Annotated in this window: 12 protein-coding genes; 7 read left to right on the top strand and 5 right to left on the bottom strand. The window is 69.1% G+C overall.

The genetic code is table 11. The features are described 5' to 3' along the window. Positions 1-2: 2 nt before the first annotated feature. On the bottom strand, positions 3-836 hold the full coding sequence (locus tag A5728_RS02625; RefSeq protein ID WP_064845573.1) for a formate/nitrite transporter family protein: 834 nt from the start codon (positions 834-836) through the stop codon (positions 3-5). Positions 837-1,178: 342 nt separating this feature from the next. On the opposite strand from A5728_RS02625, the gene A5728_RS02620 reads away from it, so the two are divergent. Further along, positions 1,179-6,260, top strand: coding sequence for an NAD-glutamate dehydrogenase (locus A5728_RS02620; RefSeq protein WP_064845572.1), 5,082 nt, complete (start codon positions 1,179-1,181; stop codon positions 6,258-6,260). Positions 6,261-6,313: 53 nt separating this feature from the next. Here the strand turns inward: A5728_RS02620 and A5728_RS02615 are convergent, their stop codons facing one another. After that, complete coding sequence (locus tag A5728_RS02615; protein WP_064845571.1) at positions 6,314-9,061, bottom strand: multicopper oxidase domain-containing protein; 2,748 nt, start codon at positions 9,059-9,061, stop codon at positions 6,314-6,316. 257 nt (positions 9,062-9,318) lie between these two features. Here A5728_RS02615 and A5728_RS02610 point away from each other — a divergent pair, with 257 nt between their 5' ends. Next, positions 9,319-9,822 carry a DUF456 domain-containing protein gene (locus A5728_RS02610; RefSeq protein WP_064845570.1) on the top strand — a complete coding sequence of 168 codons (504 nt, stop codon included), beginning with the start codon at positions 9,319-9,321 and terminating at the stop codon, positions 9,820-9,822. A gap of 287 nt (positions 9,823-10,109) precedes the next feature. Here A5728_RS02610 and A5728_RS02605 read toward each other — a convergent pair whose 3' ends face one another. The 3 genes from A5728_RS02605 to A5728_RS02595 are packed head-to-tail and all read right to left on the bottom strand — an operon-like array spanning position 10,110 to position 12,525. Continuing rightward, entirely contained in the window at positions 10,110-11,501 is a 1,392-nt protein-coding gene (locus tag A5728_RS02605; RefSeq protein WP_064845569.1) for a molybdopterin molybdotransferase MoeA, read from the bottom strand. Between the two features lie 22 nt (positions 11,502-11,523). Further along, entirely contained in the window at positions 11,524-12,132 is a 609-nt protein-coding gene (locus tag A5728_RS02600) for a molybdenum cofactor guanylyltransferase (protein WP_082943182.1), read from the bottom strand. A gap of 3 nt (positions 12,133-12,135) precedes the next feature. Continuing rightward, positions 12,136-12,525: a hypothetical protein gene (locus A5728_RS02595; protein WP_064845568.1), complete on the bottom strand. Its 390-nt coding sequence runs from the start codon at positions 12,523-12,525 to the stop codon at positions 12,136-12,138. 409 nt (positions 12,526-12,934) lie between these two features. On the opposite strand from A5728_RS02595, the gene A5728_RS02590 reads away from it, so the two are divergent. From A5728_RS02590 to A5728_RS02570, 5 genes are read left to right on the top strand one after another with little or no spacing between them, the layout of a single operon-like run. Beyond that, the gene (locus A5728_RS02590; protein ID WP_064845567.1) at positions 12,935-16,669 is read left to right on the top strand and encodes a nitrate reductase subunit alpha; all 3,735 of its coding nucleotides are present in this window, start codon (positions 12,935-12,937) and stop codon (positions 16,667-16,669) included. Beyond that, positions 16,669-18,411 (top strand): nitrate reductase subunit beta, encoded by a 1,743-nt coding sequence (narH, locus tag A5728_RS02585; protein WP_064845566.1) that lies wholly within the window; start codon positions 16,669-16,671, stop codon positions 18,409-18,411. Before A5728_RS02590 ends, narH begins: the two co-directional genes overlap by 1 nt. Then, a complete protein-coding gene (gene narJ, locus A5728_RS02580) occupies positions 18,411-19,106 on the top strand; it encodes a nitrate reductase molybdenum cofactor assembly chaperone (RefSeq protein ID WP_064845565.1) in 696 nt (231 codons plus the stop codon). Before narH ends, narJ begins: the two co-directional genes overlap by 1 nt. Further along, complete coding sequence (gene narI, locus A5728_RS02575) at positions 19,103-19,909, top strand: respiratory nitrate reductase subunit gamma (RefSeq protein WP_035964865.1); 807 nt, start codon at positions 19,103-19,105, stop codon at positions 19,907-19,909. Before narJ ends, narI begins: the two co-directional genes overlap by 4 nt. 35 nt (positions 19,910-19,944) lie before the next feature. Then, complete coding sequence (locus A5728_RS02570) at positions 19,945-21,168, top strand: nitrate/nitrite transporter (protein WP_064845564.1); 1,224 nt, start codon at positions 19,945-19,947, stop codon at positions 21,166-21,168. Positions 21,169-21,285 lie beyond the last annotated feature (117 nt).

Raw genomic sequence — 21,285 nt, 5'->3', positions numbered from 1 at the left:
GACTACTGCTCTGCGCCCGGGCGAGCGGCCGCGGTCTCGATGGCCTCCGTGCGGGCCGGACGGTGCGCGTACATCAGCGCGAGTCCGGTGAAGACGAAACCACCCACCAGGTTGCCCAGCAGCACAGGGATCTGGTTCCAGATCCACCAGTCGCCCAGCCCCACGTCCGCGCCCATGAGCATGCCCATGGGGATCATGAAGAAGTTGACCACGGCGTGCTCGAAGCCCAGGCCGAAGAACGCCATGATGGGCAGCCAGATGGCGGCGATCTTGCCGATGGTGTCCTTGGAGACCATGCCCATGAACACGCCCAGGGACACGAGCCAGTTGCACAGCACGGCCTTGACGAACACCGTGACCATGCCCGCGAAGCCCATGGCCTGGTAGGCAGTGGTCTTGGCCGCGGCGGTGTCGGCGAACTTCTTGCCCAGCGCGCCGGCGTCGTGGGAGCCGAAGCCCGTGAGGGTGCCCGCGTAGAGCAGGGCGAACAGCGCAGCCCCGATGATGTGGCCGATGGTCACCATCAGGCAGTACCGGGCCACGGCCGACCACGGGACGAGTCCGCGCAGCGCGGCCATGGGGGTCAGGGCGAAGCCGCCGGTGAGCAGCTCCATGCCCATGAGGATCACGATGGTGATGCCGGCGGGGAAGAGCAGGGCGCCCACCACGGGCGAGCCGGAGCTCACGGTGGCCGACACTGCGAACGAGGTGGTGGCCGCGAGCACGGCACCGCCCAGCACGCCGCGCAGCACGAGGGCGCCGGAGGGCGCTGTGGCCTTGGCCTCCCCGGCGGTGACGGCGTCCGCCACCACATCCGATGGGTTCACGTTGGTCATGACTGCTCTGCTTTCTGTCGTGGGGGGGGGGCGGGCCTGCGCCCCGGCTGCGGGGTCACGGGCACCCGCAGTCGCCGGTGGGCGGGGTGCGAGGGGAAAACCGTAACTGCATGAGTGTAGGGCCGTGCAACGCTCGCGCGAACACGCGCGGCGTCTGGTCCCGGTGCTCGCGGGGTCCTATGGTGGTGGAACATGCGGCAGTGTGGCCGTGGGTTAGGCAGACGTCATGGGTTTCGGGGCGAGCGGTCCGGCGGAGGTCTGTGTGCCGTGCCCCACCGGGCACCACGAGCCACGCCGTGGAGTGACATCCCAACTCAACGACAGCTAAGGCGTGATGCAGCAGTGACCTCTCCTCAAGCCACCACCCAGGCCATCCCCACGGTGTGGCAGCGGCCGCGATGGAGTGCAGAGCAGGCGTGGCTCAATGAGTACTACCGCTCGGTCCCGGACGCGGACATGGTGGGCACGGACCAGCAGGTGCTCACGGAACGGGCGGAGAGCCACCGGGAGGTCGGGCGCAGCCGCCGGACGGACGAACTGTGCATCGAGGTCCGGGAGGACCACGGGGACACCGTGCTGTACATGGTCACCACGGACATGCCGTTCCTGGTGTCCACGCTGACCACGGAGATCGCCGCCAACTGGGGCGGCGCGAAGCTCGTACTGCACCCGCTGCTGCTCGCCGCACGTGACTCCGAGGACGTGCTGAGATCCCTGGGGGAGGTCCCCAACATCTCCGCGGTCTCCTCCGGGGACACCACCTCGATTCCCATCACGGACGAGCTCGTGGGCGGCGCCGCCGGTGGGCGCTCACACACCGCCGTGGAGTCCTGGATCCGCGTGGAGCTGCACCGCACCCTGGACGAGCAGGCCCGCGGGGAGCTCGCGCGCCACATCGAGGCGCTCGTGGCGGACGTGCGCCGGGTTGCGGAGGACCAGGAGGCCATGCTGGAGCAGACCCGACGCATCGCCGACTCCCTCGCGCCCCTGGAGGACATCACGTTCGAGGACGGCTCGCGGCTGCCGGACGTGGGCGCGTCCCAGGAATTCCTGGAGTGGCTGCGCGGCGGCAATTTCGTGTTCATGGGCATCAAGCGCTACGACCTCGAGGTGGACGGCGAGGACGCCGTGCTGCACTCGCGCCCGGACACGGGCCTGGGGCTGCTGCGGGAACAGGGCACCGAGGGCCATGCCCAGAAGCTCACGGGCCTGGGCAGCGCCCACGCGCGCGACCACCAGGTGGTGTTCGTGACCAAGGCCAACCGCCGCTCCTCGATCCACCGCCGCGAGTACCTGGACTACATCGGGGTGCGCACGTTCGCCGAGAACGGGGATGTGGATGGCGAGTACCTGATCCTCGGGCTGTTCTCCCGCCACGCCTACTCGGTCCCGGCCCAGCAGACCCCGCTCGTGCGCGAGAAGGTGCAGCGGGTGGTCGAGCGCTTCGGCTTCCTCCCGGACTCCCACTCCGCCCGTGACCTCATGGGCATCATCGAGGACTACCCACGGGACGAGCTGTTCCACATGTCCGCGGAGAAGCTCTACGAGACCGCGGGGGGTGTGCTGGGGCTCAACGAACGACGCCAGACCCGTCTGTTCCTGCGCCAGGACACCTTTGGGCGCTTCATGTCCGCCGTGGTGTTCCTGCCCAGGGACCGCTACAACACCTCGGTGCGCCAGCGCATCGAGGCCCAGCTGTTCGAGGTCTTCGACGCCGAGGCCATCGACTTCGAGGTGCGCCTGACCTCCTCCTCCCTGGCCCGCCTGTTCTTCCGCATCCGGCTGCCCTACACGGGTGAGGTGCGGGACTTCGACCACGAGGACCTCGAAGCCCGCCTGCGCGCGGCGGTGCGCTCCTGGCCCGAGTCCCTGGGCCGGGCGATCGGCCTGGAGTTCGAGGATGACAAGGCCGGTGCGCTGGGCCCCGTGTGGGAGAACGCGTTCCCGGGCTCGTACCGCGAGGACTACGAGATCGAGGAGGCCATCCAGGACCTCAAGCGCTGCGAGGAGCTGTGGGGCCGCGACCCTGACCTGCCCGCGGAGGTGCGCGTGGCGCAGACCGCGGACGGCCAGGTCCGGCTGAACATCTACCTCACCCAGGCGCTGTCCCTCACCGAGCTGCTGCCGCTGCTGCACAACATGGGCCTGACCGTGCTGGACCAGCGCCCCTACACGGTCACCCCCGCGGACGGGCGCGAGTTCCAGCTCTACGACTTCGGTGTGGAGCTGCCCGAGGGTGTGGACCCCCAGGGCCCCGAGGACGCCAAGACGGAGGACCTCATCGAGCACACCCTGTGCGCGGTGCTCTCCAACCGCTCCGAGTCGGACAGCCTGGACCGCCTGGTGCTCACCGAGCGCATGGGCTGGCGCACCGTGGCCGTGCTGCGCGCCTACGTGCGCTACCTGCTGCAGCTGAACTACCCCAACTCGTTCGAGTTCATCGCGGACACCCTGGTGGACTACCCGCGGGCCACCCACGAGCTCGCGGAGCTGTTCTCGGCGAGCTTCGACCCCTCCCGCTTCACCGACGACGCCGCCGCCCGCGACGAGGCGCGCAACGGCGCCCTGGAGCGCCTGGCCGGGGTGCTCGACGGGGTCCCCAGCCTGAATGCGGACCGGCTGTTCCGCGCGCTCGCGGACGTGGTCACGGCCACGCTGCGCACCAACGTGTTCCAGAGCCGGCCCACCATGGCGTTCAAACTGGACCCGGCGGCCATCCCCGCGGCCCCGCAACCGCGCCCGGCCTTCGAGATCTGGGTGTGGTCCCCGCGCGTGGAGGGCACGCACCTGCGCTTCGGCCAGGTGGCCCGCGGCGGCCTGCGCTGGTCCGACCGGCGCGAGGACTTCCGCACCGAGGTGCTGGGGCTGGTCAAGGCGCAGATGGTCAAGAACGCGGTGATCGTGCCCACGGGTGCGAAAGGTGGGTTCTTCCCCAAGCAGCTGCCGGACCCCGCGACCGACCGCGAGGGCTGGCTGACCGAGGGTCGGGAGGCCTACAAGCTGTTCATCGCCTCCCTGCTGGACGTCACCGACAACATCGAGCGCGAGGTCGAGACCGGCACCGCGCAGGACGGGACCGGCGAGACCGCGCGGGACACGGCGTCGTCGTCCCGCGGTGATGCCACCCCGGGCTCCGAGGGCGGTGCGAGCGAGTCGGCCGAGACCTCCGGTGTGGCCGGGGACACCGTGGTGCACCCCGAGAACGTGGTGCGCCGCGACGACGACGACTCCTACCTGGTGGTCGCCGCGGACAAGGGCACGGCCGCGTTCTCCGACACCGCGAACGCGATCTCCCTGGAGCGCGGCTTCTGGCTCGGTGACGCGTTCGCGTCCGGTGGGTCCGTGGGTTACGACCACAAGGCCATGGGCATCACCGCCCGCGGCGCGTGGGAGTCCGTCAAGCGCCACTTCTTCGAGCTGGGCGTGGACACCCAGTCCGAGGCGTTCACCGTGGTGGGCGTGGGCGACATGTCCGGGGACGTGTTCGGCAACGGCATGCTGCTGTCCGAGCACATCCACCTGATCGCCGCGTTCGATCACCGGGACATCTTCCTGGACCCCACCCCGAACGCCGCGGCCTCCTACCAGGAGCGCGAACGGCTGTTCACCGCCGGGCGCACCTCGTGGCAGGACTTCGACCGGGACGTGATCTCCGAGGGCGGCGGCGTGTACTCGCGCCGTGACAAGTCCGTGCCCATCACCCCGCAGGTGCGCGAGGCGCTCGGGATCGAGGACGACGTCGAGTCGCTCAGCCCGCAGGAACTCGTGCGCAGGGTGCTGCTCGCGCCCGCGGACCTTTTGTATAACGGTGGCATCGGTACCTACGTGAAGGCGTCCACCGAGACCAACCAGGAGGTCGGGGACAAGGCCAACGACGCCATCCGCGTCAACGGCGAGGACCTGCGCGTCAAGGTCATCGGTGAGGGCGGCAACCTGGGGGCCACCCAGCTCGGGCGCACCGAGGCCGCGCTGAACGGGATCCTGGTCAACACGGACGCGATCGACAACTCCGGCGGCGTGGAGTCCTCCGACCGCGAGGTCAATATCAAAATCCTGGTGGACGGCATGGTCCAGGCCGGCCTGCTCTCCACGGACGAGCGCGCGGAGTTCATCGAGTCCATGACGGACGAGGTCGCCGAACTCGTGCTCCGCACCAACGTGGCCCAGAACGTCCTGCTGACCACCGAGCGCGCTCGCGGTGTGGAATTCACCGAGACGTTCATCCGGCTCATGCACTGGTTGGAGGAGCACGCGGACCTCAACCGGGAGCTGGAGTTCCTGCCCTCCGACTCCGAGCTGCGCGAGCGCGCCGCCCAGGGCCAGCCCCTGACCGGCCCGGAGCTGTCCGTGCTCACGGCGTACGCGAAGATCCAGCTCTCCGCGGCACTCGTGGACAGCGACCTCGCGGACGACCCCTGGTTCCACCGCACGCTGTCCCAGTACTTCCCGGCCCAGATCCGGGAGCGCTTCGATGACAAGCTGGACACCCACCCGTTGCGCCGGGAGATCATCGCCACCGTGGTGGCCAACCAGATCATCAACTACGGCGGGATCGCCTTCGCGTACCGCGTGGTGGACGACTCCGGTTCGGACCTCGTGGACGTGGCCCGCGCTTTCACTGTGGCCATGGAGATCTTCGAGCTCGAGAGCTATGCCACCCGCCACGCCCAGCTGGACGCGGACGTGCCCCTGGAGCTGTGGAACCGGATATCGCTGCGCATGCGGCGGCTGCTGGACCGCGTGGTCCGCTGGTTCCTGCACCGCCAGGACACCGACTCCGGAATCCAGGAGCTCGTGGAGATGTACCGGCCCATCGTGGCACTGCGCTTCGGCAAGGACCGCTTGCTGGGCGAGGAATCCGCCGAGCGCGCCCGGACCGAGGCCGAGCTCGCCGAGCGCCAGGGCGTGCCCCGCGCACTCGCCGTGGAATGGGCGGAACTGCTCGACGCGTTCGCGCTGCTCGACGTCGCCCGGCTCGCCCAGGCGCAGGGCATCGCGGGGTACGAGCCCGGCGACGCCGCGGCGTCGTCGGACGACACCGCGCAGGGTTCCGGCGAGGGCGTGACCGTGCAGATGATCGCCCGCGTGTACTTCGCCCTGTTCGACCGCTACGGCCTGGAGAACCTGCTCAACCGGATCACGGCCCTGCCGCAGACCACGCGGTGGGAGAACATGGCCCGGATCGCCATGCGCGAGGACCTGTACTCCACGCTCGTGGCGCTCGCGGGTCAGGCCCTGGACTCCCCGGGGGACAACGCCCAGGAGAAGGTCCAGGCGTGGGAGCAGGAGAACGCGGACCGGCTCGAGCGGTTGCGGGAGGTCCTGGACGAGATCGAGTCCATGGCCGACAGCGGAGACGCCGGCGCCGAACTCGCCGCGCTGTCCGTGGCGCTACGGACGCTGCGCAGCGCACTGACCGACTGAGTCGGGACGTGACCGGGGGCCCGGGTGACGATGCGACGTCGCCCGGGCCCCGCTCACTCCTGGACCCGGATCAGCCCCCGGGCGCCCCGCTCGGCCTCGGCGAACGAGTGATTGACGAACGTGTAGGTTCCGGGCTCGGGGAAGTCGAGTTCCACGAAGCCGCCCTGCGCTGGTGCGAGATCCATGGCCTGAGCGCCACCCGTCCCACCGGGATTACCGGGTCCATCGGGAGAGAGCTGGTACGCGCCCTCCGTGTAGACGGTGTCGAACTGGCCGCCCACCACGTGGAAGCTCAACCCTTGGGACGGGCCGGCCGCGAGCACCCAGATCCGTACGCGCTCTCCCGGGCGGGCCGTGAGCGGGTCGTGCATGTACTGGGTGGCATGGCCGTTGAACATCGTGAACGAGGGTTGCTTCGCGGCGATCTTCTCCGGATCCACAACCGCGTTGACCCCCTCCGGGAGGCCGGGTTGATCCGGGGACGGGGCCGCGAGGTACGTCTCGCTCTGCACGAGCAGGTACTCACGGTCCACGCTCGGCAGGTTCGGGGGATCGATGATCACCGCGCCGAACATGCCTGCTGCGACATGACTGCTCATGGGCATGGTGGAGCAGTGGTAGAGCCAGATCCCGGAACGGTGGGCCGTGAACCGATACACGAGCGATTCGCCGGGGGCGATCGTGCGCATGGCCTGGTCGGGGGAGATGTCCCCCGCGTGGAAGTCCACGGAGTGACCCATGGTGCCGCCGTTGGTCAGAGTGATCTCGAAGGCGTCACCCACCTTCCCGCGCAGCGTGGGCCCCATGTATTGACCGTTGTAGGTCCACACGTCCTGGGTCACGCCGGGGGCTACCTCGCGGGCCACTTCCTGGACGTCCAGCGTCATCCGGTGCACGGTTTCGTTCGATGCGGGGGCCAGCTCGGGGGAACGGGTCGTGAAACCCTCACCGGGGGCGGCGTTGAGATCCGCCGCCTGCGCCGGGTCCGTTCCGGTGTGCTCCGCGTGCCCGTGTGAACCGTGGGCGCCGTCCGTTCCGGTGGCGGTGACCTCTTGGCCCTGTGCGTCCACGGGGATCACGTCGACGGTCATCCCCATGGAGCGGTGACCGATCACCGAGCACCAGCCTTCCAGCCTGTCGGTGATCACTCCCACGTCCACGGTCGCGGAGGCTCCCGGGTCCAGGCGGCCGGAGGTGGCGCCGTTGGCGACGACGAGATCGTGCACCGTGGTGGGGTCGTCGTTGGTCAGGTGGATCACCAGGCGGTTTCCCTGGGGTACCCGGATCTCGGACGGGTCGAAACGCATGTCCTGCTGGGCATGCATCCTGACCTCGGTGGTTTCCCCGGTGCCCTCCGCGCTCGACCTGTTGCTGCCCGTGAGAGAGAAACCCGCGGACTGGGGTGAGACGGCGATCCCCGCCGCGATCGTGAGCAGCACCGTGAGTACCCCGGCCAGGAACTGGGCGGCCGTTCCCATCCCGCGGCGGGAGGACTCGGCAGCGGTTGCCCCGGTGCGGTCCGTGGGTGCTGTGCCGGCCGCGCGTTCGGCGACGGCGCGGCGTCGTGCGGCGATGGCCACCTTGGCCGAGGAGATCATGAGCGGGATGAAGGCCGCGAGGACCACGGCCCCCACGATCGACACGAGCGCGCGGACCCACGAGGGCAGGACCCCGGCGGGCAGGGCGAACAACGTGATGCACAGGTTGGCGACCGTGACGCGGTAGACCCCGGCGCGGTTCATGGCGGCAAGAGATGCGCGCACGGTTGCGGGGCCGCCGCCCATGGTCGAGGGCAGGATGTAGCTCATGGCGCCGAAGAGAGTCTGCACCAGGAATCCCGCCACGAACGGGATCGTGAGGGACTGCGCCACGGAGGTCTCCACCCCGCGGGTCAGCACGAGCCACGCGGCCAGCACCGTGGTCATCACGAGCCAGGCGATGCCCGAGGCCACGGACCATCCCATGTAACCCTCGGGGCGGCGCTGCATCCCGGTGCGCAGCATGAGCCACCCCACCGTGGCCGCGCCGGCGGCGTAGAGCAGCAACGCGGCGGCCGTGAGTGAGGCCGTTCCGAGCACCGCGAACACGGCAGCGAGGAGACTGCCCGCGGCCATGAGGGGCAGAGCGATGCGTGACAACCGCACCGCGTCGTCGCGCATCCGGGTGCGCAGGATCGTGGGCCACAGCGTCAGCAGGGTCGCGCACACGGTGAGGCCCACGAAACCCAGGACATTGACGGCCTGGTGGGCCAGCAGGAGCCGGGAGTGCCACGTCGCGGAGAGGTCGCGGGCCAGGATCGTGCCGAACACCGCCCCCACGGGTAAGAAGAACGCGGCCGTGGCGTACCAGCGCACGGTGAGTCCGAATCTCGCGGGCAGTGCGGTGCGCGATTGTGCCAGCAGGGCCAGGCCGTGCCAGGTGAGCATCACGCCGATCACGGTGGCCGCGGCCACAGTGAGCCACCACCACCCCGCGAGCATCCCCACGATCAACAGGGCGGTGCCCACCGTGACCCCGTAGATCCGCACGATCTGCCGCGGACGGCCGGAGTCCGGGAGCTTGTGGTGCAGCAGTGCCTCGGTGAAGTGCTGGGACCACACCATGATGGACGTGGTGATCAGCCCGAGCGTGACCATGTGCACCATGAGCCATCGGGTGTCCGGGATCCACCGGTGCGCTGCGATCACGATCACGAGGGCCACGAGCCACCAGCGCACGGGCTTGCCCGCGGTGCGGTGCCATGAGCGGCCCCTGCGGGCGGTGGAGGTGCTGGGCCGCTGCGGGGCACTGATGGGGGGCACGCTGAATCCGTTCCATAATTGGTGTACGAAATACCATAATAGGCGGCTGCCGGTTCCGCCCGGACCGCCGCCCGGACCGCCGCCCGGAGCGCCACGGGGACCGCTGTTCGGATCGCGGTTCACGGGCCATGGGTCTGCGGAACCACCGGTGCCACCGGGTGTTGTGCATGGGTTGCGCAGTCGATGACGGCCCCGGCGCGCGCCGCGTTCCGCCGCGGCGGGCCGTTCGTCAGCGGCCCTGCCCGTACGATGAGGGCGTGACCGCAGACATTATCGCCACCATCGCGACAGCCGCCCTCATCGTCATCGGCTGCGTGGGGATCGTGGTCCCGGTGCTCCCGGGCTCCATCACCGCGTTGATCGGGTTGATCATCTGGACGTTCGTGGTGCGTGCCCCTGAGGGGTGGGTCGTGCTCGCGCTGGGCGGCACGCTCCTCCTCGCGGGGATGTCCGCGAGTCTCGTGCTCACCGGCAGCAAGCTCAAACGCCGGGCCATCCCGAACCGCACGCTGCTTTTCGGTGTGGTGGGCGCGGTGATCGGGATGTTCGTGATCCCCGTGGTGGGCCTGTTCATCGGTTTCGTGGTGGGGCTCCTGCTGTCCGAGACCGTGCGCAACAAAGACTTCAACACCGCACTGAGCACATCCTGGGTGGCCGCGAAGGCCATGGGCGTGGGCATCCTGGTGGAACTGTCGTGCGCCCTGCTGGCCTCGCTGACGTTCATCATCGGGACGATCGTCTATTTCGTCACCGCGAACTGAGGTCCACCCCGGTGCCCGCCCGCGGGCGAATTTATGAGTCACCCCGGGCCACGCGGTAACTCTCAGCCATGCCCGGGCCGCTGAGTAACTCCCAGGCGTTCCAAAGCTGTCCTGGACATATCAGTCATTCCGGGGCCAGCCGCGAATTCCAAGTCACTCTGGAGCCACCATCGGCTGGGCTCCATGGCCTCACGGCGCCTGAAAATTGCGCGGGGGGGGGCTCAGGGCACCCAAAAGTTCCTGGCGGCCGGACGCACCCCGTAGGTCCATCCCGTGGCGCCCCCGCCTCAGCCCCGCCAGGGGAGGGGGATGACCTCCACGTCTTGGCCCGCGCTCATGCCGTCCTCCGGAACCACCAGGAGCACATCCGCGTGGGCGAGACCCGAGAGCATCGTGGGACCCACGGTGGGTTCCGGCAACACATGGCCGTCCTGAAGGTAGGCGGGAATCACGCGGGTGCGGCCTGTGGCCTCAAGGTCCTGACCCGCGGTGACACGGCGCGTGAACGGCATGGCCTCACCTTTGGCCCCGGCGATCAGGGCGTGCCCCACACTCAGCAGACCGGTCATCGCGGACAGCGGTGAACCGGGAAGCGCGAGCACCACGGGACCGTCGTCAGGCAGCTGGGCCACGATCACCCCGTGGGCGGGTTCTTGCGCCACGCCATCGATGATGAGGTGGGCCCCGAGATCCTCGAGGGCCTTACGGACGTGATCGTCCTCCCCGTGACCCGTGCCGCCGGTGGAGACCACGATCTCCGCACGGGCGTCGAGCAGCGAGCTCGCACCCATGGGGGCTTCCGTGAATGCGGAGATCATCCCGTCCGCGCCGTCGGCCACGCGCCGGACCTGATCCACGTTCGCGCCCAGTTCGCGCAGCGCGGCGGGCAGCTGCAGTCCGAGGACGTCGCGCACCTCACCGGGGCCGGGAATGCCGTCCTCGACCACGTTGGCGAAACCCAGCAGCACGGTCACGCGCGGGCGGCGTCGTACGGGGAGCATGTCGTGGCCCGCGCTCGCGGCGAGACCGAGGTGGGCGGGGTTGAGCTTGCGACCGGCGCGCAGCAGGAGGTCCCCCTGCTCGATCTCCTCGCCCACGGCCCGGACGTCCTGGTTCTTCACGAGGGTCGCTGCGGGTGTGGCGTCCTCGAGGGTGTCGCCCTCCTCGGGTCCGCGGCCGTGCTCACCGGTCGGCATGTCGCGAGCCGCGGGGTCGGCGGGGACCACGTGGCCCCGGTGGGCCTCGAGAACCGCGCGGGTCCCGAACGGGACGGCGTCCCCGGCATTGACGTGGGTGGCCTCACCCGGCTTGAGCTCCACCACCGGGAGGATGCGCTGGTCCGGGGGCAGGGTCAGCAGCAGGCGCTCGTCGGTCTCCGCGGGGCGCGGCATGCGGATCCGCCACGGGCCCTCCCCGGCCACGGCCCAGCCGTCCGCCGCGGCGGAGGGGTAGTGGGGCACGGGCATCTCGGCGGTCACGGACTCGGCGAGGATCTCGTCGAGGCATTTCGCCAGCGGCAACAGGATGTTGGGGAGGGAGTGCGGGGTGCCGTAGGCGATCCGTCGGGCCTCGTCCCACGAGGCCCAGCGCACGGTCGGTTCCGACGCCGCCGAACGGTTCTCGCGCTGGTCGTCGTCCTCGTGAGCGGCGGGATCGTGCTGGTGCGGAAGTCCGGGCATGATGTCTCCTCGACGTGGCGATTCAGTGCAGGTCGAATCTACGCACATCTTCCCATGTATCCACGTCGCTCGTGCTGGCGTGGGGGACGGGGACGGTGTCCAACGTCAGATGACGCCACACCGAGCGCACGGACACGTCCACCGTGGGCACCTCGCGCAGCACCGCGCTCAGCGCCGCGGAACGGATCAGCACGGCGAGGTTCTCGGCCCGGCCCTCGTCGGACAACGCCATCACGCCGTCGACCTCCGGGGGGACGTCCTGCGCAGCCCGCACGAGCGCGGGCAGTGCGCGGTCGACATGCGGCATGTCGCATGCGAGCACCGCCGTCCACTCGTGACGTCCGCTCATGCCGTCCAGGACGACGACGCCCGCGGCCACCGCCGCCGCCGGTCCCGAGAAGGGCGGATCCTCCCGGGCGCGTAATACGTCCGGCGGCAGCCGCGGATCCTCGGGCCCCACGACCACCACGGCACCGAACAGGCTCACCGCCGCGACCGTGTGGGCCACCAGCGTGGAGCCCTTGAAGGACAACTGGGCTTTGGGGGCGCCTCCCAGCCGGGAGGAGCGGCCCCCTGCCACGACCACGGTGTCGAAGGGCAACTGCAAGGACGCGTTCGGGGAGGAGGGCACGGCTCAGTGGGTGGGGGCGGCGTCGTCGGACTCCGCACCCACGGCACGCGACTTCTTGGGCAACCCGGCGATGCGCAGCGCGCATTCCACGGCCACGAGCACGAACGCGATGTAGTACAGGATCATGGTGGGGTAGAAGTACGGGAGCTGCTGGCTCATGCCCACGAGGGACAGCGCCACCAGGACCACGGACAGCACCAGGATGACCATGTGCGCCGTGCCGAACGCGCCGGGGCGACCCTTGCGGGCCAGGTACATGGCGGCGAGCGCGAAGAGGATGGGGAACAGCAGCTGCCCCGTGAGCGTGATGCCGTCCTGGACGTAGGGGTAGATGCCCATGGCCTGGACGAGCGCGGTGATCACGAGCAGCACGGGAGCGACGAACGACTTCATGGGGCACCAGTCTACGGGCGCGGGCCCCGGCCCTCCGCGACCGGGTCGGGCACCGTCGGCCGGGAGGGGACGACGTCGCTCGGTCGCCCCGCGAGCGCCTGGAGCCGTTCGCACGGACATCCGGGAACGACGTCGCATGGTTGCCTCGCGAGCCCCCGGGAACCGGTGCGCGGACGCCGTCGGGAATCGCCCGGCAGCCTTGGGGGGGCGTCTGTGCGGCCGCCGTCGGGACCGGGACGGCGAACCGCGAGACCGCTCCTGAAAACCTCGGGAACCAGCGGCAGCACCCAGGCTTATTAGTCCAGCTAAATATGCCGTATTCCCGCACGTCACACGGGTTCACCGCAATGTTCGAGCCACGCCGAACAAAATACGCATTTTCGATACCAAATCGACCTAGCATGCCGGTATGGCAACCACCGAGACCCCCGCCGGGATCGACGGACCGGCATCAGATGCGCTGTTGAAAATGGGACGTTTCTTCTCCCGCTGGGAGGAGACGCCGGACGGCCGCGCCGTCTTCCGTGAGGGTGGTCGCGCGGGTGACGCCTTCTACCGCAACCGCTGGAGCCACGACAAGGTGGTGCGCTCCACCCACGGTGTGAACTGCACGGGGTCGTGCTCGTGGAAGGTGTACGTCAAGGACGGCATCATCACGTGGGAGGCGCAGGAGACGGACTACCCCTCCGTGGGTCCGGACCGCCCCGAGTACGAGCCCCGCGGGTGCCCGCGCGGTGCGGCGTTCTCGTGGTACACCTACTCGCCCACCCGCGTGCGCTACCCGTACATCCGGGGCGTGCTGTTGCAGATGTACCGCGAGGCCAAGCAGCTCCACCACGATCCGGTGCTCGCATGGGAGTCGATCGTCAACGACCCCGTCAAGCGTCGTGAGTTCCAACAGGCCCGCGGCAAGGGCGGGTTGGTACGCGCGAGCTGGCAGGAGGCCGTGGAGATGACCGCGGCCGCGCACGTGCACACCATCAAGACCTACGGCCCGGACCGGTGCACGGGGTTCTCGCCGATCCCCGCGATGTCCATGGTGTCCCACGCGGCGGGTGCGCGGTTCATCAACCTCATCGGTGGGGTCATGAACAGCTTCTACGACTGGTACGCCGATCTGCCCGTGGCCTCGCCACAGGTCTTCGGCGACCAGACGGACGTCCCCGAGTCCGGGGACTGGTGGGATGCCACCTACCTCATGATGTGGGGTTCCAACATCCCCGTGACCCGCACCCCGGACGCGCACTGGCTCGCGGAAGTGCGCTACCGCGGGACCAAGGTGGTCTCGGTGAGCCCGGACTACGCGGACAACACCAAGTTCGCGGACGAGTGGTTGCCCGCACAGGCCGGCACGGACGCCGCGCTCGCCATGGGCATGGGTCACGTGATCCTCAAGGAGAACTTCGTGGACCGTCGCGTGCGGTTCTTCGAGGAGTACGTGCTGCAGTACACGGACCTCCCGTTCCTCATCTCGCTCGACGAGCGCGCGGACGGCACGGTGGTCCCGGACAAGTTCGTCACCGCGGAGGATCTCGCGGCAGCGGGTGATCCCGCCGCCGCGGGGCAGGCCGATCCCGCGTTCAAGACCGTCCTGCTGGATCGGCACACGCACAAGGCCGTGATCCCGCAGGGCTCCATGGGCTTCCGCTACAACGACCAGGACGAGGGCAAGTGGAACCTGGACCTGGGGGACACCCTGCCCGCACTGTCGATCGCGGATTCGGCCGGGTACGACGGCGGTGTCACCCACCTCGATCTGCCCGCGTTCACCGACCCCACGGGGGCCGGTTCCACGATCCGCCGCGGCGTACCCACCACCACGGTGGCCGGGCGCACGGTGACCACGGTCTTCGACATCATGCTCGCGCAGTACGGCGTGGGTCGCGAGGGCCTACCGGGTGAGTGGTCCGCCGGCTACGACGACGCCCGGACCCCCTACACCCCCGCGTGGCAGGAGGAGGTCACGTCCGTCCCCGCGGAGGCCGTGATCCGCACGGCACGCGAGTTCGCTGCGAACGCGGAGAAGTCCCGCGGACGCTCCATGATCATCCTGGGCGCGGGCATCTGCCAGTGGTACCACGGTGACACCACGTACCGGGCCATCCTGGCCATGCTCATGCTGTGCGGGTGCCAGGGACGCAACGGCGGCGGGTGGGCCCACTACGTGGGTCAGGAGAAGGCCCGCCCCATCACCGGGTGGGCGGCCATGGCGTCCGCGAACGACTGGATGCGTCCCCCGCGGTTCATGATCGGCACCGCGTTCTGGTACATGCACACGGACCAGTGGCGCTCGGACGGGTACTCCTCCGACTCCTTGCAGTCGCCGCTCGCGGAGGGTCACCTGAGAGGCATGCACACCGCGGACGTCGTGGCCCAGTCCACGCGGCTCGGGTGGATGCCGTTCTACCCGCAGTTCCACGAGAACTCGCTGGACGTCGCGGACGCGGCGATCGCGGGTGTGGAACGCGGCGAAGCGGCGTCGGAACCCGAATGGATCGCGGCCAAGCTCAAGAACGGCGAGCTGAACTTCGCGGTCGAGGACCCGGACGCCCCCGAGAACTGGCCGCGCACCCTCGTGCTGTGGCGCTCCAACCTGTTCGGTTCCTCTGCGAAGGGCGAGGAGTACTTCCTCAAGCACCTGCTCGGGACCAGCAATAGCGTGCAGGGGCAGGACCACGCGGAGTCCACGCCGCACGACGTGCGCTGGCGTGACGAAGCACCCGAGGGGAAGCTCGACCTGTTGGTTTCCGCGGACTTCCGCATGACGTCCTCCACGCTGCTGAGCGACGTCGTGTTCCCCGCGGCCACGTGGTACGAGAAGTTCGACCTCTCCTCCACGGACATGCACCCCTACGTGCACGCGTTCACCCCGGCGATCAACCCGCCGTGGGAGGCCAAGACGGACTGGAAGCTGTTCCAGTTGCTCGCGGACGAGGTCGGCAGGCTCTCGGCCGGGCACCTGGACACCCGCAAGGACGTGGTGGCCACCGCGCTGCAGCACGACACCCCGGGGGAGATCGCCCAACCCGGCGGACGCGTGCCCGAGTGGAAGGGCACGGATGTTCCCGCCGTGCCGGGCAAGAACTTGCCCCAACTGAAGATTGTGGAGCGTGACTACACGGCCATCGGGGACAAGTTCGTGGCGCTCGGCCCGCTCGCGGACAAGCTCGGGCTGACCACCAAGAACGTCACGTTCGACGTCACCGGGGTCGTGGACCGGCTGGGCCGTCAGCACGGCGTGTTCGACTCCGGCCCGGCCGAAGGCCGCCCCGCGTTGGACTCGGACGCCCGGATGGCAGAGGCCATCCTGAGCCTGTCCGGGACCACCAACGGTGCGCTCGCGACCCAGGGCTTCGAGACCCTCGAGAAGCGCGTGGGCAAACCGCTCGCGGACCTCTCCCGGGGCTCGGAGGAGAAGGTGATCACCTTCACGGAGACCCAGCAGGCCCCCGTGCCCGTGATCACGTCCCCCGAGTGGTCCGGTTCCGAGACCGGTGGCCGCAGGTACGCGCCGTTCACGGTGAACATCGAACGCCTCAAGCCGTTCCACACCCTGACCGGGCGCATGCACTTCTTCCTGGACCACGACTGGCTCAAGGACATGGGGGAGATGCTGCCCATCTACCGGCCTCCGCTGGACATGCACCGGCTCTTCGGCGAACCACAGCTCGGGGAGAAGGGCGAACTGTCGATCGCGGTGCGCTACCTGACCCCGCACAACAAGTGGTCCATCCACTCCGAGTACCAGGACAACCTGTTCATGTTGTCCCTCTCCCGCGGTGGCACCACTGTGTGGATGGCCCCACAGGACGCCCGCGCGATCGAGGTCAAGGACAACGACTGGGTCGAGTGCGTCAACACCAACGGCGTGTTCGTGGGCCGTGCGGTGGTCTCCCACCGCATGCCGGAGGGCGTGGTGTACGTCCACCACGCACAGGAGCGCACGATCGACGTCCCCAAGTCCGAGACCACGGGCAAGCGTGGCGGGATCCACAACTCCGTCACGCGCATCCTGGTCAAACCCACCCACATGATCGGTGGCTACGCCCACCTGTCCTGGGCCTTCAACTACATGGGGCCCACCGGAAACCAACGGGACATCGTGTCCGTGGTCCGCAAGCGTTCCCAGGAGGTCGAGTACTGATGCGTGTGATGTCCCAAGTTGCCATGGTGATGACCCTGGACAAGTGCATCGGTTGTCACACCTGTTCGGTCACGTGCAAGCAGGCGTGGACCAACCGGGCGGGCACCGAGTACGTGTGGTTCAACAACGTGGAGACCCGCCCCGGTCAGGGCTACCCGCGCCGCTACGAGGACCAGGAGCGGTGGAAGGGCGGCTGGGAACTGAACCGGCGCGGCAATCTCAAGCTCAAGTCCGGTGGCCGGCTCAAGAAGCTCGCGCAGTTGTTCGCGTCCCCGGTGCAGCCGGAACTCGCGGACTACTACGAGCCGTGGACCTACGACTACGAGAACCTGGTCAACGCCCCCGCGAGTGACGACTTCCCCGTGGCCCGGCCCAAGTCCCTCATCACGGGTGAGGACACCAAGATCGAGTGGTCCGCCAACTGGGACGACGATCTCGGTGGCGCCACCGAGATGGGTCACCTGGACCCCGTGGTGCAGAAGCTGCGGGACGAGGCGAACGACCGGATCAAGTTCGAGTTCGAACAGACGTTCATGTTCTACCTGCCGCGGTTGTGCGAGCACTGCCTCAACCCGTCCTGCATGGCCTCGTGCCCGTCCGGCGCCATCTACAAACGGTCCGAGGACGGGATCGTGCTCGTGGACCAGGACCGGTGCCGCGGGTGGCGCCAGTGCGTGACCGGGTGCCCGTACAAGAAGATCTACTACAACCACAAGTCCGGCAAGGCCGAGAAGTGCACGTTCTGCTACCCCCGCATCGAGGTAGGCATCCCCACGGTGTGCGCGGAGACGTGCGTAGGGCGCATGCGCTACATCGGCATCTTCCTGTACGACGCCGACAAGGTCACCCAGGCGGCCGCGACGCCCAACGAGCAGGACCTCTACGAGGCCCAATTGGACCTCATGCTGGACCCCAGCGACCCCGAGGTGATCGACGCCGCTCGCCGGGACGGGATTCCCGAGGACTGGCTCGAGGCGGCCCGCAAGTCGCCTGTGTACGCACTCGCCAAGACCCTTCGCGTGGCCCTGCCGCTGCACCCCGAGTACCGCACCATGCCCATGGTCTGGTACGTCCCGCCGCTGTCGCCCATCGTGGACCTGCTCAAGGAACAGGGCCACGACGGCGAGGACCCGGACAACCTGTTCGGCGCCATCGAGTCCCTGCGGATCCCGGTGGAGTACCTCGCGGAACTGTTCACCGCGGGGGACACCGAGCTGGTCACCCACGTGCTGCGCAAGCTCGCCGCGATGCGCGCCTACATGCGCAACGTCACGCTCGGGGACGAACCGGACGAGTCGATCGCCCAGGCCGTGGGGATGACGGGTTCCGAGATCCGCCAGATGTACCGGCTCATGGCGATCGCCAAGTACGACGAGCGCTACGTGATCCCCGCCGCCCACGTGGAGGACGCCCACAACCTCGAGGAGATCGGGTGTTCCCTGGACGTGGACGGCGGCCCAGGCATGGGCCAGACCGGCGTGTTCGGTGAGGCCTCCGGCCGACCCATGCCGGTCGCCGTCGAGAACTTCGCAGCCTTGCGGGCACGGCAGACGGGCGAGGACCCCACGGGCAACGACCAGTTGGCCGGTCGCGTGAACCTGCTCAACTGGGACGGCAACGGGACCCCCGCGGGACTGTTCCCGGCGCAACCGGAGCGAGATGGGGCGTCGCTCGCGGCGACCTCCGACAACCCGGGTTCGCGACCGGACCAGGGCACCGCCGGGGCGAGCGGGGGCCGGTGATGGGGCTGCTGTCGAGCCTTCTGGGTAGGGCCGGGAAGGGGACCGTGGAGGTGCCCGGGTACCGGGACCGCAACCCGCAGCGTTCCGCGGTGATCCGCCAATCGGCGGCCCTGCTGCTGAGCTACCCGCGCCCCGAGGTGATCGAGCAGCTGCCCCTCGTGGAACGGGCGCTGACCGAGGTGGGCGTGGACCCCGAACAGGTGGCACCCCTGATCCGGTGGCTGCGGGAATCGGACTTGCGGGAGATCCAGGGCGACTACGTCCAGGAGTTCGACCTGTCTCGGCGCCACAGCCTGCACCTGACCTATTGGACGGACGGTGACACGCGCCGTCGCGGTGAGGCCCTGTCCGCGTTCAAACAGGTCTACCGCGCGCACGGGTGCGAGTTCGGGGACGAGGAACTGCCGGACCACTTGCCCGTGGTGCTCGAATTCGCCGCGCGGGTCTCCGGCGAGGACGGTTTCGAGCTGTTGCAGCGCTACCGCCCGTCCCTGGAGCTGTTGCGTCTGGCGTTGATCCGGGACAACCTGCCCCAGGCGTGCGCCGTGGAACTCGTGTGCTCCACGCTTCCCGGGCCGTCGCCCGAGGACGAGTCAGCCGTGGCCCGGATGGCCGGTTACGGACCGCCCACCGAGGCCGTGGGCCTGGACGCCTACGACCCCCGCCTGCTGCCCATGACCGGAGGAAACCAGTGAACGTGATCGACACCCTCTTGTGGGGGATCCTGCCGTACGTGGTCATGCTGACCCTCGTGGGAGGGCTGATCTGGCGGTACAAGTACGACCAGTTCGGGTGGACCACGCGCTCGTCCCAGCTCTACGAGTCCCGGTTGCTGCGCATCGCCTCGCCGCTGTTCCACTTCGGCATCCTGGCCGTGCTCGTGGGGCACATCATGGGGCTCGTGATCCCCAAGTCGTGGACGGAGGCGGCGGGTCTGTCCCAGCACGCCTACCACTTCCTGGCGCTGTCCATCGGTTCGGTCGCCGGTGTGGGAACGCTCGTGGGCATCGTGATGCTCATCGTGCGCCGCCGCCGGACCGGGCCCGTGTTCATGGCCACCACGGCCAACGACAAGTTCATGTACGTGATGCTGCTCGGCGCGATCCTGGCCGGTCTGGCCACCACGGTGCTGTCCGTGTTCGACCCGGCCACCGTGGACTACCGCGAAACGGTGTCGCCGTGGTTCCGGTCCCTGTGGATCCTGCAACCGGACGTGGGGGCCATGGCCGCCGCCTCCACGAGCTTCCACGTGCACGTGCTGTGGGGCATGGCCCTGTTCGCGGTGTGGCCGTTCACCCGCCTGGTCCACGCCTTCACGGCGCCGCTGCATTACCTCTTCCGCCCGTACATCGTCTATCGCTCGCGGGGTAATGCCCCGCGTGCCGGTTCCGTGAACTACCGCCGTGGTTGGGAGCCCATCGGTACCCAGGACCGCGCCAGTTCACGACGCCGCACGCGGCCCCCGCGCGAACGCTCCGGTTCCACGCGCGTCAAATAACTCGGCCCCTTCCCGCCCCACCCCTGAGGAGAGTCATGTCCGCCGTCCCCGCCGCTGAGGCCGCACCGAACCTGAAACAGGGCCAGTTCAGGAACCTCATCCTGGCCACGTTGGCGTCCACCGTGGGTTTCTGGGCGTGGACCATCGTGGGGCCCCTGTCCAAGCGCTACGCGAACGACATGCACCTGAGTCCCGGGCAGACCGCGATCCTCGTGGCCATGCCGATCTTCGTGGGCTCGATCGCCCGGGTTCCCGTGGGTGCGCTCACCGACAAGTTTGGCGGGCGGCTCATGTTCACCGTGATCCTGGGGATCACCGCACCGCTCGTGCTGCTCACGGGTGTGGTGGGTCAGCTCAACACCTTCCCGCTGCTGGTGGTCGTGGCGTTCTTCCTGGGGATCGCGGGCACCGTGTTCGCGATCGGTATCCCGTTCTGTTCCGCGTGGTACGAGTCCCACCGCAAGGGCTTCGCCACGGGCGTGTTCGGTGCGGGCATGGTGGGTACCGCGGTCTCCGCGTTCTTCACCCCGCGCCTGGTCGCCGCGACCGGGTACTTCATGACCCACGTGATCGTGGCCGTCATCGTGGCCGTGAGCGCCCTGCTGTGCTGGTTGCTGCTGCGCGACTCGCCCGCCCGCGCCGGGGTCGTGGCGGAACCGGCCATGCCCAAGCTCAAGGCCGCGTTCAAGCTCAAGGTCACGTGGCAGCTGTGCTTCCTCTACGCGGTGGTCTTCGGTGCGTTCGTGGCCTTCTCCAACTACCTGCCCACGTACCTGGCCAACGTTTACTCGTACGATCCCACCGCGGCCGGCACGCGCACCGCGGGCTTTGCGCTCGCCGCCGTGATCGCACGCCCCGTGGGCGGTACCCTCGCGGACCGCTTCGGTCCCAAGATCATCACCCTGCTGTCGTTCGGCGGCACGATCGTGCTCGCGATGCTCGTGGCCCTCCAGCCCAGCGGTGAACACGTCTACGGTCCGCTGTTCCTGCTCATGGCCCTGTTCCTGGGCCTCGGCACCGGCGGTGTGTTCGGCTGGGTGGGTCGGGCGACCCCCGCCAAGAACGTGGGCACCGTGGGGGGGATCATCGCCGCGGCCGGCGGTCTGGGCGGCTACTTCCCGCCCCTGGTCATGGGTGCCACCTACGACCCCGAGAGCAACTCCTACTTCGTGGGGCTCACCCTGCTCGCGGTGTTCTGCCTTGCCGCGTTCTTGCTGGCACTGGTGGTCCGGCACGGGGGGCGCAAGGCCGAGAAGTGAGGTTGGCGGCGGGGGGGGGGGCGGGCGGGGCGCCCCCCCCCCCCGGCCCCCCCCCCAACCGGCCCCCCCCCGCGGGGGCCCCCGCCCCCACCAACCCCCGGGGGGGGGTGGGGGCGG

It is taken from the genome of Kocuria sp. ICS0012, from assembly GCF_001665945.1.
In the GTDB taxonomy this organism is placed as follows: domain Bacteria; phylum Actinomycetota; class Actinomycetes; order Actinomycetales; family Micrococcaceae; genus Kocuria; species Kocuria marina.
Note: the sequence above shows the minus strand (reverse complement) of the source record. Positions and strands in the feature narration are given on the sequence as shown.